At 70.4% G+C, this 12,028-nt stretch carries 14 protein-coding genes; 10 read left to right on the top strand and 4 right to left on the bottom strand.

The window, feature by feature from the left end; all coding sequences use genetic code 11:
• Position 1: 1 nt before the first annotated feature.
• Complete coding sequence (locus AC57B8_RS27185; protein WP_095947825.1) at positions 2–931, bottom strand: LysR family transcriptional regulator; 930 nt, start codon at positions 929–931, stop codon at positions 2–4.
• A 104-nt stretch (positions 932–1,035) separates the two neighbouring features.
• Here AC57B8_RS27185 and AC57B8_RS27180 point away from each other — a divergent pair, with 104 nt between their 5' ends.
• The 9 genes from AC57B8_RS27180 (at position 1,036) to AC57B8_RS27140 (ending at position 8,225) form a co-directional block, all read left to right on the top strand.
• Entirely contained in the window at positions 1,036–2,031 is a 996-nt protein-coding gene (locus AC57B8_RS27180; protein ID WP_496481299.1) for a Bug family tripartite tricarboxylate transporter substrate binding protein, read from the top strand.
• A gap of 61 nt (positions 2,032–2,092) precedes the next feature.
• Positions 2,093–3,313: a helix-turn-helix domain-containing protein gene (locus tag AC57B8_RS27175; RefSeq protein WP_496481298.1), complete on the top strand. Its 1,221-nt coding sequence runs from the start codon at positions 2,093–2,095 to the stop codon at positions 3,311–3,313.
• A gap of 48 nt (positions 3,314–3,361) precedes the next feature.
• A complete protein-coding gene (locus tag AC57B8_RS27170) occupies positions 3,362–4,054 on the top strand; it encodes a Vgb family protein (RefSeq protein WP_496481297.1) in 693 nt (230 codons plus the stop codon).
• Between the two features lie 26 nt (positions 4,055–4,080).
• Entirely contained in the window at positions 4,081–4,839 is a 759-nt protein-coding gene (locus AC57B8_RS27165) for a DUF899 domain-containing protein (RefSeq protein WP_496481296.1), read from the top strand.
• Between the two features lie 37 nt (positions 4,840–4,876).
• Positions 4,877–5,446 (top strand): hypothetical protein, encoded by a 570-nt coding sequence (locus AC57B8_RS27160; protein WP_496481295.1) that lies wholly within the window; start codon positions 4,877–4,879, stop codon positions 5,444–5,446.
• Between the two features lie 104 nt (positions 5,447–5,550).
• Complete coding sequence (locus tag AC57B8_RS27155) at positions 5,551–6,621, top strand: putative FMN-dependent luciferase-like monooxygenase (protein WP_496481294.1); 1,071 nt, start codon at positions 5,551–5,553, stop codon at positions 6,619–6,621.
• Positions 6,622–6,633: 12 nt separating this feature from the next.
• On the top strand, positions 6,634–7,257 hold the full coding sequence (locus tag AC57B8_RS27150) for a CMD domain protein (protein ID WP_496481293.1): 624 nt from the start codon (positions 6,634–6,636) through the stop codon (positions 7,255–7,257).
• A gap of 7 nt (positions 7,258–7,264) precedes the next feature.
• Positions 7,265–7,876, top strand: a complete 612-nt coding sequence (locus tag AC57B8_RS27145) for an alkylhydroperoxidase domain protein (protein ID WP_496481292.1) — start codon at positions 7,265–7,267, stop codon at positions 7,874–7,876.
• A gap of 94 nt (positions 7,877–7,970) precedes the next feature.
• Positions 7,971–8,225, top strand: coding sequence for a hypothetical protein (locus tag AC57B8_RS27140; protein WP_496481291.1), 255 nt, complete (start codon positions 7,971–7,973; stop codon positions 8,223–8,225).
• Positions 8,226–8,316: 91 nt separating this feature from the next.
• Here AC57B8_RS27140 and AC57B8_RS27135 read toward each other — a convergent pair whose 3' ends face one another.
• The 3 genes from AC57B8_RS27135 to AC57B8_RS27125 form a co-directional block, all read right to left on the bottom strand.
• A complete protein-coding gene (locus AC57B8_RS27135) occupies positions 8,317–9,051 on the bottom strand; it encodes an AP2 domain-containing protein (protein ID WP_496481290.1) in 735 nt (244 codons plus the stop codon).
• Between the two features lie 42 nt (positions 9,052–9,093).
• A complete protein-coding gene (locus AC57B8_RS27130) occupies positions 9,094–9,804 on the bottom strand; it encodes a Crp/Fnr family transcriptional regulator (RefSeq protein ID WP_095745057.1) in 711 nt (236 codons plus the stop codon).
• A gap of 158 nt (positions 9,805–9,962) precedes the next feature.
• Positions 9,963–10,616 (bottom strand): hypothetical protein, encoded by a 654-nt coding sequence (locus AC57B8_RS27125; protein WP_496481289.1) that lies wholly within the window; start codon positions 10,614–10,616, stop codon positions 9,963–9,965.
• Positions 10,617–11,000: 384 nt separating this feature from the next.
• Here AC57B8_RS27125 and AC57B8_RS27120 point away from each other — a divergent pair, with 384 nt between their 5' ends.
• Positions 11,001–12,026 (top strand): AraC family transcriptional regulator, encoded by a 1,026-nt coding sequence (locus AC57B8_RS27120; protein WP_062481146.1) that lies wholly within the window; start codon positions 11,001–11,003, stop codon positions 12,024–12,026.
• The last annotated feature ends 2 nt before the right edge of the window (positions 12,027–12,028 follow it).

The raw sequence follows: 12,028 nt of genomic DNA, 5'->3' as shown, positions 1-12,028 counted from the left end.
ATCAGCGCGCCTTGCGGAACGCGCGCACCTCGGGCGCGGGGTGATCCTCGATGTGCTGTAGCAGGAAGTCCAGAAACTCCTGCGCCGACGGCGAGAGCCCCCGGTCCTTGTTGAGCCACACCTGGAACTTGCGGCTGAGCACGGGCGTGACGAGCGGACGGAATTCGAGCTGCTGGCGCTGGAGCAGCACGCCCGCATAGGGCAGACAGGTGGTCACGCCCAGGCCGTGCTCGACCATGCTCAGCGCCGTCGTCAGGAAGGCGACTTCATGCGTCGGGCTGAATTCGAGCCGGCCGGGCGATGCATACAGCTCGGCGCTGAGCAGCTGCGTGTACTCGCCCTGCAGCGAGATCACGGGGTAGCGGACCAGGTCGCTCCAGGCGACCCGCTGCTTTTTGGTCAGCGGATGCCCCGGGGGCAGCACCGCCAGAAAGGGCAGGGTGAAGAGCGTGCGCGCCACCACGTTGGCAGGGGCGTCGCGCTCGGGGCCGATGGCCAGGTCCACGTCGCCGTTGATGAGCCGGCCCAGCACGCTTTCGACCATCGAGTCCTGCAGGCGCACGCGGATGCCGGGGTACTTCCGGGCGAAGGCGGCCATGATTTCCGGCATGACCGTGCACGCCATCACCTGCGGCACCGCGATGCGCACGGTACCGGTGCGCAACTCGCGCAGGTCGGACACCGCATCGAGCGCCATGCCCAGGTCCTGGAGGATGCGCTCGGCCATCGGCAGGAACACCTCGCCCGCGCTGGAGAGCTGCAGCTTGCGCGTCGTGCGATGAAGCATCTGCACGCCCAGGTTCGACTCCAGGTCCTTGATGAGGCCGCTCAGCGCCGACTGCGTGATGTGCAGCCGCAAAGCCGCTTCGGTCACGCTGCCGGCGCGGGCCACCGCGATGAAGGCGCGCAATTGGCGCAACGTGACATTCATCGGTTTGTCCGATAAGTGGGAAAGAAATATCTGATTGAACCATGAATGAAGCTCGCATCCAATCGCAGCGCCATCACAACAACCACTGCCAGGAGACATCGTTCATGCCCGTTTCTCATCGCCTTGCGCGCCGCGGTTTTCTTTCGCTCGCGGCCGCTGCCCTTGCTTTCGCGGGGGCTCCCGCGCAAGCGCAGGCGCAGGCCTTTCCGTCCAAGCCGATCAAGTGGATCGTCGGCTACCCCGCCGGCGGCGGCAGCGACTTCCTGGCCCGCACCATCGGCGCGCAGATGTCGGTCCAGGCCGGCCAGCCGGTGATCGTCGACAACCGGGCCGGTGCCGGCGCCATCATCGGCGCCGAGGTCACGGCCCGGTCGCCGGGCGATGGCTACACCGTGTTCACGGCCGACAACGGCGTGCTCGTGTACAACCCCGCGCTCTACAAGAAGCTGCCCTACGCCGTCGACCGCGACTTCTCGATGCTCGGCCTGATGGCCCGCACGCCGCTCGTGCTGGTGGCGGCGCCGTCGACGAACCTCAAGACCATCGGCGCCCTGATGGAGCAGCTCAAGAGCAAGCCGGGCACGCTGTCGTACGCCTCGCCGGGCAACGGCAGCCCGCACCACCTGGCAATGGAGCTGTTCCTGAGCCGCAGCGGCCTGTCGACCATGCACGTGCCGTACCGCGGCGCCGCGCCCGCGCTGCAGGACGTGATGGGCGGGCAGGTGCCGCTGATGGTGGTGGACACCTCGTCGGGGCTCAGCGCCATCCAGTCGGGCAAGGTCATTCCGCTGATGGCCTTCAGCGCCAAGCGCCTGCCGATCCTGCCCGCCGTGCCCACGGTGGGCGAGCAGGGCTTCAAGGATTCGGAAGCCTACGCATGGCAGGGGCTGGTGGTGCCGGCCAGCACGCCCGCCGCGATCCAGGAGCGCCTTTCCAAGGAGATGCAGGCTGCGCTGGCCAACGAGGGCGTGCGCAAGAAGCTGCAGGAAGGCGGCTGGGAGCCGGTGCCGAGCGACAGCGTGCTGATGAAGACCTATGCCTTCGCCGAGACGAAGAAGTGGCACGCGCTGATCCGTGAGCGTGGCATCTCGCTGGACTGAAGACGCCGCCTCATGAGGGGGCGGGCCGCGGCGCGGCGGCGGTGTTGTAGCCTGTCGCCCCATGGATTCCCTCATCGCCGCCTCCGCGCGCGCGCTCGCTGCCGGCGACGCGCTGGGTGCCCTCAAGCGCGTGGCCCTGCGCGACGACCCGCCCGCGCTCGCGCTGCGCGGCATCGCCATGGCCCAGCTCGGCGAGCACCCGCGTGCGCGCGAGCTGCTGCGGCGTGCCGCGAGCGGCTTCGGTGCGCACGAAGAACTGGCGCGCGCACGTTGCGTCGTCGCCGAGGCCGAGGTGGCACTGGCGATGCGCGACCTGGGCGGCTCGCCGCGCGCGCTGACCGCGGCGGCCGCCACGCTCGAGGCGCGCGACGACCTGGCCAATGCGCTGCAGGCGCGGCTCATCGCGGCGCGCCGGCTGCTGCTGCTCGGCCGGCTCGACGAGGCCGCCGCCGCGCTGTCGCTGCTCGACGGGCACAGCCTGCCGCCGTTGCTGTCGGCGGTGGCCGAGCTGGCGTCGGCGGAGCTGGCCTTGCGTTCGCTGCGCACCGCCGCGGCACGCGCGGCGCTCGACCGCGCGCACGACGCGGCCTGGCGTGCGCGTGTGCCGGCGCTGCTGGCCGAGGTGGCGGAGGCGCGCGCCGCGCTCGAACGTCCCGCCGCACGGCGCATCGCTGCAAGCGGCGAGCAGGCCCTGCGCCTCGACGAAGTCGAAGCATTGCTTGCGTCCGATGCGCTCGTCGTCGATGCCTGCCGCCGCGGCGTCGGGGGCGGCGACACCTGGCGCTCGCTTGCACGCCGGCCCGTGCTGTTCTCGCTGGCGCGTGCGCTGGCTGCGGCCTGGCCCGGCGATGTCGACCGCGACGCGCTGATCGCCGACGCCTTCCGCACCCGCGACCCCGACGAAACGCACCGCGCGCGGTTGCGCGTCGAGATCGGCCGGCTGCGCGCGCTCGTCAAGCCGATGGCGCGCATCGAGGCCACGCCGCAGGGCTTCATCCTCCAACCTCTGGATGCGCGTCCGGTCGTGGTGCTGGCACCGCCCATCGACGGCGAGCAGGCCTCGCTGGTGGCGCTGCTGTCCGACGGCGCGGCCTGGTCGACCTCGGCGCTTGCGCTGGCCCTGGGCGCGAGCCAGCGCACCGTACAGCGCGCGCTGGCAGAGCTCGAGGCCGAACGGCGCGTGCGCGCCATCGGGCAGGCCAGGGCGCGCCGCTGGCTGGCCCCGCCGCTGGCGGGATTCACGACGATCTTGTTACTCCCCGCTGCGCTGCCGATTGAATAGAGTCGGGCTCATGCGCTACCCCTTGTGGCGCACCTACAGGAGCCCACCATGAGCAGTAGCAGTCAGAGCAAGAAGGCAGGCAAGGACCGTTTCGAAGGCGCGGTGCAGGCCGCGCAGATCGTGCGCGAGTACGGCCCGTTCGAAGGCGTGGAGCGCATCCACGGCGTGACGCACGACGGCCACCAGGTGTGGGCCGCCACCGGCGGGCAACTGGTCGCCTTCGACCCCGCGAGCGGCAAAGCCACGCGACGGATCGACGTCGCCTGCGACGCCGGCACCGCCTTCGACGGCACCTGCTTCTATCAGATCGTCGAGGCGCGCATCGACAAGATCGACGCCGCCACGGGCAAGGTGCTGGCCTCGATTCCCGCGCCCGGCAACGGCTCCGACTCGGGCCTCACCTGGGCCGAAGGCAGCCTGTGGGTGGGCGAGTACCGCGACCGCAAGATCCACCAGATCGACCCGGCGACCGGCGCGATCCGCCGCACCATCGAGTCGAACCGCTTCGTCACCGGCGTGACCTGGGTCGACGGCGAACTCTGGCACGGCACCTGGGAAGGCGACCAGAGCGACATCCGCCGCATCGACCCCGCCAGCGGCGACGTGATCGCGCGGCTGGAAATGCCCAGCGGCGTCGGCGTGAGCGGCCTGGAGTCCGACGGCGCGGGGCTCTTCTACGCCGGCGACGGCCGGGCCAGCAAGGTCCGCGCGGTGCGGCGCCCGAAGACGGCCACGGCCTGAACGAAACGCAAGCCAAGGAGCACACCATGAACACCCCAGTGAATCACCCCGTCGTGACCCCCGAGCGCTGGATCGACGCGCGCAAGTCGTTGCTGGCGCGCGAAAAGGAGCTGACCCAGCTGCGTGATCGGATCGCCGAGGAGCGCCGCGCGCTGCCGTGGACCCGCGTCGAGAAGGTCTACGTCTTCGACACGCCTCAAGGCCGTCGCCCGCTGGCCGACCTGTTCGAAGGCCGTCGCCAACTGCTCGTACAGCACTTCATGTTCGGCCCCGACTGGGAGCAGGGCTGCCAGAGCTGCTCGTTCATGGCCGACCATTCCGACGGCATGCGCGTGCACCTCGCGCACCGCGACGTCACGCTGGTGGCCGTCTCGCGCGCGCCGCTGGCCCACATCGAGGCCTTCCGCCGGCGCATGGGCTGGCAGTTCGCCTGGGTCTCGTCGCACGACAACGACTTCAACCACGACTTCGGCGTGAGCTTCACGCCCGACGAAATGGCCAGCGGCGCGGTCGCCTACAACTACGTGAAGCAGCCGTTCCCGAGCGAGGAGGCGCCCGGCGTCAGCGTGTTCTTCAAGGACGACGCCGGCGACGTGTTCCACACCTACTCGACCTACGGTCGCGGCGTGGAAGTGATGATGGGCACGTACAACATGCTCGACCTCGTGCCCAAGGGCCGCGACGAGCACAACCCGTCCTACGCGATGGACTGGATTCGTCACCACGACCGCTACGAGCCCACGCCCGTTGCGGCGGCGGGTGGCTGCTGCCACGCGCAGTCGTAAAGAAGCGCGCGACCTGGCGTGCCGATCGGTCCGCACCATGGCAAGCCTCTGGCCCTGGCTGGCGGTGGCGGGAATGGGCGTCCTGCACGGCCTGAACCCCACCACCGGCTGGATGTTCGCCGCCGCGTGGGGCCTGCGTTCGCAAGACCGGGCGCAGGCGCTGCGGGCGCTGTGGCCGATCGGTGTCGGGCACGTCGCCTCAGTGGCGCTCGTGGTCGTCGCGGTGGCCTTCGGCCTGTCGATGGAGCGGGGCTTGCTGCAGTGGCTGGCCGGCGGGCTGATCGCGGTGGTCGCGCTCGTTCACCTGTCGGGGCGCCTGCCCGCCATGGCGCGTGCGCCGGCGGGGCATGCGGGGCTGGCGCTGTGGTCTTTCATGATGTCCACCGCGCACGGTGCCGGGCTGATGCTGGTGCCGGCGCTGATCCCGCTGTGCATGGGCGATGCAGCGAAGGGCGCGATGAGTGGTTCGCTCGTGCCGGCGCTCGCCGCCGTCGCGCTCCACACGGCGGCGATGCTGGCCACCACCGGGCTGATGGCCGTCGGCGCCGGGGCGGGCGTGGGCTGGCTGCGGCGCTTCACACGGCGATCACCTGCGATGCCGCACTGAACGCGCGATGCGCGCAAAGCGCATAAGCAAACGCGAAAACCGGCGTTCCATTCGAACGGCCTGCGGCGCAACACTCGAAAGCTCTCGACCCCACAGGCCTTCGGATGCCCGGTACCTTCACTTCCCCGCGCAAGCGGCTCGGCTTCTTCAGCCGGCTGCTCGACGATGCCCCCGCCGCCGAGCGCTACCGCCTTGTCACCGCGCAGATCGCCCACGCCGAGGCCTTCGGCTTCGATTCCGCGTGGGTGGCGCAGCACCATTTCCATGAGCACGAGGGCGGCCTGCCGTCGCCCTTCGTCTTCCTCGCCCACGTCGCCTCGCGCACGCGGCGCATCCGCCTGGGCACAGGCATCGTCACGCTGCCGCTGGAGAACGCGGTGCGCACGGCCGAAGACGCGATCGTGCTGGACCTGCTTTCGGGCGGCCGGCTCGAAGTGGGCGTCGGCACGGGCGGCACACCGGCGTCCTTCGCGGCCTTCGGGCTGGACAGCGACGACCGCGCAGCGCTGTTCGAGCGGCAGCTCGCCACGGTGCGCGACGCCTGGGCCGGCCGGCCGCTGCCCGGCGGCGACACGCTGTACCCGGCGGGCGCGCAACTGCTCGGCCGGCTCTGGCAGGCCACGTTCTCGGTGAGCGGCGGCACGCGCGCGGGCACGGCCGGCGACGGGCTGATGCTTTCGCGCACGCAGCCGCGTACCGCGCAGGCGCCCGATGCGCCGCTGGCCGATCTGCAGGACCCGATCATCGACGCCTACCTGGCCGCACTGCCGCCGGGCCGCACGCCGCGCATCGTGGGCTCGCGCAGCGTGTTCGTGGCGGACACCCGCAAGGAGGCGCTGCGCCTGGCCGAGGCCGGGCTGCGCCGCGCGGTGGTGCAAGCCGCCGCCACGGGGCAGATCGGCCTGGCCGACCGCGTCCGCACCGATGCGCCGCTCGAGCAGCTGATCGCCGCGTACGACGTGCATGTCGGCGCGCCCGACGACGTGATCGCCTCGCTGCGCGCCGACCGCACGCTCGCGCGCGTGACCGACCTCGTGTGCCAGGTGCATTCGGTCGATCCGCCGCACGCAGCCATCCTGCGTTCCATCGAACTGACCGCCACGGTCGTCGCACCGGCCCTGGGCTGGGCGCGCGACACGGGCGTGCCGGACCTTCAATCGCTTGCGCTTCTCTAGGCTGTTGCTTCCATGAATGCCGTTGTTTCTTCTTCTCCCGTTCCCGAGGCTGTCGACGTGATCGACCAGCTGGTGGGCATTGCGCCCGGCAGTGCGCTCGACCGCTTGCGCGCGCAGCGCGAGCAGGCGCGCACGCAGGCGCAGCAGAGCTACCTGGCGCTGTTCGCGCCGGCCGAGCCCGTGGCCGGTGACTTCGAGATCGCGGATCGCTTCGCCATCGCGGCCTTCGTCGCCGGATTGCACGGGCAGCCCGAGGTGGCGCGCCTCTATGCCGAGGCCTTGGCGGGGCAGGGCGTGGCGAGGGCCATCGAGGCCGAGGTCGCACGCGGTGCCGCGCAAGGGCCGTATGGCCACTATCCAGAAGGTCCGCTGAGCGTGGAAGACGCGGCCGGCCCGGTCTACGCCGTCGATGCGGCGCAGCGCGCGGTGCTGGGCGAACGGCTGTCGGCTGGCCTTGCGCATGCGCACCTGCTGGTCTTCCACCCGCGCGACGCCAGTCCGGCCGCATTGCAGGCGCTGCTCGATGCGGGATGGCGCACCACGGAGATCGTCACGTTGTCGCAGCTGGTGGCGTTCCTTGCGTTCCAGATCCGCGTCGTCATCGGCCTGCGCGCGCTGGCCACCCCTTCTGCATGAGCGCCCCATGAGCACCGAATCGACCCTGACCCATCCCGGCAACACGCATCCGCGCACCTTCACGCAGGCGCAGCTCGAATGGCTGCCCTGGCTTGAACCGCTGCCGGAGGACGAGCTGACCGAGCGCCACTACGCGGGCCTCGTCGACGCGTCGCGCGCCAAGTCGCCGTACTTCCGCCTGCTGGCGCGCGACCCCGACATCCTCGGCGCGCGCACGCGCACCGACAAGGACATCTTCTACAACCCCGACGCCGGCCTGCCACGCGCCGAGCGCGAGCTCTCGGCCGCCGCGGCCTCGCGCTTCAACGGCTGCATCTACTGCGCCTCGGTGCATGCGCGCTTCGCCTCGCATTTCTCGCAGCGCACGGACGACGTGCAGCGCCTGCTCGACGAGGGCGTGCAGGCCGACCTGGGCGCGCGCTGGAATGCGATCGTGCAGGCGTCGGTCGCGCTGTCGGCCACGCCATCGACCTTCGGGACCGCGCACGTCGACGCCTTGCGCGCACAGGGGCTGGACGACCTGGCGATTGCCGACGTCGTGCACGGCGCGGCCTTCTTCAACTGGGCCAACCGGTTGATGCTGTCGCTGGGCGAGCCGCAGGAGCCCGCTGCCGCCTAGGCGCGGATCACCGCGCGCAGATTTGTTGCGGCGGCAAGTGAGCGGGATCACAGTCGGGCGTGCGGCGTGCCCGTCGGTCGGCACGATGACCCGCATGCACACCGACGCTCCTGGGTACGCAACGACACGCCACGGCCGCGCGCCCGGCCCGGCATTCGGCAATCCTTTCGTCCGCTGCCGATGCGGACTGGCCGGCCTGGAACGCATCCACCGACGGTCGTGGATGAAGTTCCTGCCCGGCCTGCGCTTCTATCGCTGCAGCAGTTGCGGCAAGCCGCAACTGGCGCCGAAGCGCGCGGTGCGCGACGCGGTCATCGCGCACAGGAGCGAGCAACAGAACCTGCGCTAGCTGGTGTGGTATCCCGCAAATAGCTGGGCATGAAATCGCGCTTTTCACGCCAGGGCGGCGTTGCAAATCCTCGCCAGGACGCTGCTGGCGCTCAGGCGTCGTCGTCCGACGTCTTTGCCTGCAACTGCTGCTGGCGTTCGGCAATCGCCATGTCGCGCGCCACCTCGTAGCCGAGCGTGCGCACCGAGAACGAGCGGCTCACGCTGCCCTTGCCTGCCGTGTAGGTGATCGCCACCCAGTAGCCGGGATGGCCCGCGCGCGGCGTCTTGAACTGCACGCCGCTGATGCCGCTCGTGTTGTTGCGTCGCACGATCTCCGACTTCGAGCGCTTGGGCGGCAGTGTCGCTTCGTCGTCGGGCGGCGGGCGCCGGCGGATGGCTTCTTCGGCGGGGTGCAGCCGCGCGAGGCCGACCATGCGGCCGAGCTGGCGTTGCCGCTCGCCGATGGCATGCGCGCGGGCCGCGGGGCCCCAGTCGGCGAGGTCGAACTCGGCGCGCAGGATTTCCTCGTTGCCGAGGTAGGTCTTGGCCAACCAGGCCACCGGCTTGCCTTGTGCGGACAAGCGGCTGAAGACGCCGGGCTCGCCCGTCTTGTTGTTGCTGCGCAGGGTCTGCGCGCGGTCCTTGCGCGCGACCGGCGGATGCTCCTTCACGATGGTGTCGCGCCAGGCCTGGGCGCGTCGCAGCGCCTGCTGGGGGCCGCCGTAGCTGGCGTGGCCGAAGAGACGCGCGTAGCGCACGCCGTTTCGCACGAGCGACACCTCGAAGCCCCAGGGGCGGGGCGAAATGCCATACATGTCGACGGGGTTCGGAATTCCTTTGGGCATCGTCGGTGCTGTCCTTGTGTCAGGGCCGATGAAGGCGGCGTGTCATGGCGCTTCGGGGCTGTCGCCGTTCCAGGCACAGAGCTCGTCCGAGAGCTCGTGGGCGTCCGGCGGCAGGCTGCCGAAATCGGTCGAGGCGAAGGTCGGCGGCACGTGCACGCCCTGGTCGTCGCGGCGCACCAGCCCGCGGCTTTCCATGTCGCGCATGGTCTTGTTGACGACCTCGCGCGAGAGCCCCGAGTACGACGCGATCACCGCCTGGGTGATGCGCTTGTCGTAGCCGCCCGTGGCGGCCGGCGCCAGCTGCGTCAGCTCGTGCAGCACGCGGCTCACGAGGCTTTCGGACGACAGCGACGAGATGCGGCGCAGCTGCCCACGCACCATGGCGACGCGCTTCATCGCGATCTCCAGCAGGCCCATGGTCACCTCGGGGTACAGCGCGCACAGCCGGCGCACCGCGGCCACCGGCAGGTGGTAGACCGACGAGGGCAGGGCGGCCACCAGCGTCGAGGTGGCCTGGTAGCTGTTCTCGCCCAGCGAGGGGCCGAGGAAGAAATCGCCCCGGCGGATGAAGTCGGTCGTCACGTCCCTGTCGACCGCGCGCAGCAGGCCCGTGGCCACGCAGTAGATGCGGTCGGTGTGCGTGTCCGCCTGCAGCACGATCTCGTTGCGCCGGTAGGAATGCAGCGCGCTGCTGCGAATCAAGGCGGCGCGCTCGTCGGGCGGCACGCTGGCGATCAGGGGATGGAGATACATGGCCCAGGGGGTTGCGAGACCATCGGCGGTTCGTTCTCATGGGCGAATCCACGGGCGGCGGTCAAGGAACAGGACGGTGCGGCGCCCCCGGGGCGACTCGCCATCGGGCGCCCCTTCGCCGGGCCGGGCTGCGACGGGCTGAAGACGGCAAGGCCATCTCAGCCGGGCTGGAGCTGCGCGAACAGCGTGTCGATCCGGGCCCGTTCCTCGGCGCCTCGCAGACAGCGCTCGCGCAGCCACAGGGCATCTCCCTGTCGCGCGATGCGCAGGTCGTACACGTGCTCGATGTCGTCCACCACGACGTCGCCCGCAGGCCGCCCCCTGACCGTGGGCGCGGGATGCGGTTGTGCGGCCCACAGCGCCAGTTCGATCTCGGCCGGGCTCATCGGCCCGCTGTCGCGCAGTGCGATCCAGTCGGCATGCAGCTGCGGCTGCGCGGCGATGCCCTTCACGAGGATCGGCTCGCGCCCGAGCGCGGCCAGCAGGTCGTCCAGCCGCGCATGGCGGGTTCGCAGCAGAAAGCAGTCGTCGCGCAGGCAGCTCAGGTCGGTGTCGCCCGACGGCGGGAAGGCCGCGAAGAGCCGGCGCCGGATCTCGCGGCTCACGCCCGCCGCCACCTCCGGGCCGTCGGTGTCGGCCAGTTGCGCCAGGTTGGCGATGAAGACCAGCGCACACACCCGGTCCGCCGGCGGCGGGGGAGAAGCAGGCCGCACCACTTCGGCATCGCGGCGCAGCGCTTGCAGGCAGGACGCCAGCGCTGCGCGCCATCGCGTGCCGAAAGGTTCGAGTTCCGTGAAAAACAAGGCAGCCATTTCATCCCCAGTAGAGAGAGTTCCGGTTGACGTTCGATCCGAAGGAATGCTACGAATCGCGCCCTTCTTTGACATTCGCTTTCGCGGCGCGGATGTGTCGCGAGTCACATCCGGATGCAATTGCCCGCCGCGAGCGCCGGCCGAAGGGCGAAGCGGGCCTGGACCGGCCCGCCGACCGGCGATCGGCAAGGCCTGGAACCGTGGCTTGCGCCGGTGGGCGCTGTGCGCCATCCCCCCGAACACCCGGGCTGTTATCTCTGTTATCGTTTGTAAAAATTATCCGAGGTCCACGCGGACCTGTCAGGAAAAAAATCGGGAGTTCCCGTTCGTGACCCGCGGCTTCTGGCGTGGCGCCGGCTGCATGGAGGAAGAGGGGCGTGCCGCATGTCCGACACCGACAGTCGCATCCAGCGCTTTCACACCGGCATGGTGTCGCGCAAAGACGGGTTCGCCTTCTGGGCCGACGAGATCGGCCCGCACGTGGGGCGGCTGGACAGCCCCGAGCGCAGCCACTTCCAGCAGGAACTCACCATCGTCGACACGGCCGGGATGGCCTTCATGCGGGTGCACGGCAGCGGCGCGACCATCGAGCGCACGGGGCCGAGCCAGCTCATGGGCGCCGAGGTCTATCCCTATCACCTGCTGATCAAGCTCGACGGCGGCTTGGCCATCAGCGAGCAGCGCCAGCGCATCGAACTGGCCGCGGGCGACATGGTCCTGATCGACTCCTGGCAGCCGCTGCGCCTGCGCTCGACCGAGGCCACCAACTCGTGGACGCTGGGCCTGTCGGAAGCGGTGGTGAACCGCTGGCTGCCGCATGCGGACCAGTCCACTGACCTGCGGCTGGCCGGCGCCAAGGGCTGGGCCGGGATGCTGTCGGGCTACCTGCGGGCGCTGGATGTCGAGCACCTGTGCAGCATCCAGAGTCCCGCGCAGCGCCAGCTGCTCGGTGAGCACTTGATGTCGATGCTGTCGTTTTCGCTGGAACAGAACGGCCTGAGGGCGCAGCCGGGTGCGCTGGGCGAGCGCGTGTCGCCGCGCGACGGCGACCTGCACGCCCGCATGCGGGCCTGGATTCGCGAGCACCACGCCGACACCGAGATCGACGCGCAGAAGCTGGCCGCCAGCTTCAACGTGTCGGTGCGCTACGTGCACAAGGTGTTCGCCAAGGCCGCGCGCGGCATGACCTTTCTCGAAACCCTGCAGAACGACCGGCTCGAGGCCGCGGCCCGCATGCTGCGCAGCCCCGAGGGCGCGCGCAGGTTCGTCGCCCAGGTCGCCTACGACTGCGGCTTTGCGGACCCGGCCTATTTCGGCCTGGTCTTCCGCAAGAAGTACGGCTGCACGCCGCGCACCTTTGCCCTGCAGCAGGGGCAGGCCGCGGCAGACGGCACGTTGCTCGTCAGCTGACC

The organism is Variovorax sp. BGA-UO-ETr-C22 (assembly GCF_059567965.1).
The sequence above is the reverse complement of the archived record's forward strand: the minus strand, read 5'-3'. Positions and strand labels throughout refer to the sequence as shown.

What these genes read in the sequence shown, in the direction of transcription:
- AC57B8_RS27135 (WP_496481290.1), bottom strand. Translation starts at nt 9,051, where the DNA reads ATGCCCAAAGGAATTCCGAACCCCGTCGACATGTATGGCATTTCGCCC.
- AC57B8_RS27155 (WP_496481294.1), top strand. Translation starts at nt 5,551, where the DNA reads ATGCCCGGTACCTTCACTTCCCCGCGCAAGCGGCTCGGCTTCTTCAGC.
- AC57B8_RS27140 (WP_496481291.1), top strand. Translation starts at nt 7,971, where the DNA reads ATGCACACCGACGCTCCTGGGTACGCAACGACACGCCACGGCCGCGCG.
- AC57B8_RS27170 (WP_496481297.1), top strand. Translation starts at nt 3,362, where the DNA reads ATGAGCAGTAGCAGTCAGAGCAAGAAGGCAGGCAAGGACCGTTTCGAA.
- AC57B8_RS27180 (WP_496481299.1), top strand. Translation starts at nt 1,036, where the DNA reads ATGCCCGTTTCTCATCGCCTTGCGCGCCGCGGTTTTCTTTCGCTCGCG.
- AC57B8_RS27150 (WP_496481293.1), top strand. Translation starts at nt 6,634, where the DNA reads ATGAATGCCGTTGTTTCTTCTTCTCCCGTTCCCGAGGCTGTCGACGTG.
- AC57B8_RS27120 (WP_062481146.1), top strand. Translation starts at nt 11,001, where the DNA reads ATGTCCGACACCGACAGTCGCATCCAGCGCTTTCACACCGGCATGGTG.
- AC57B8_RS27145 (WP_496481292.1), top strand. Translation starts at nt 7,265, where the DNA reads ATGAGCACCGAATCGACCCTGACCCATCCCGGCAACACGCATCCGCGC.
- AC57B8_RS27160 (WP_496481295.1), top strand. Translation starts at nt 4,877, where the DNA reads ATGGCAAGCCTCTGGCCCTGGCTGGCGGTGGCGGGAATGGGCGTCCTG.
- AC57B8_RS27185 (WP_095947825.1), bottom strand. Translation starts at nt 931, where the DNA reads ATGAATGTCACGTTGCGCCAATTGCGCGCCTTCATCGCGGTGGCCCGC.
- AC57B8_RS27165 (WP_496481296.1), top strand. Translation starts at nt 4,081, where the DNA reads ATGAACACCCCAGTGAATCACCCCGTCGTGACCCCCGAGCGCTGGATC.
- AC57B8_RS27130 (WP_095745057.1), bottom strand. Translation starts at nt 9,804, where the DNA reads ATGTATCTCCATCCCCTGATCGCCAGCGTGCCGCCCGACGAGCGCGCC.
- AC57B8_RS27125 (WP_496481289.1), bottom strand. Translation starts at nt 10,616, where the DNA reads ATGGCTGCCTTGTTTTTCACGGAACTCGAACCTTTCGGCACGCGATGG.
- AC57B8_RS27175 (WP_496481298.1), top strand. Translation starts at nt 2,093, where the DNA reads ATGGATTCCCTCATCGCCGCCTCCGCGCGCGCGCTCGCTGCCGGCGAC.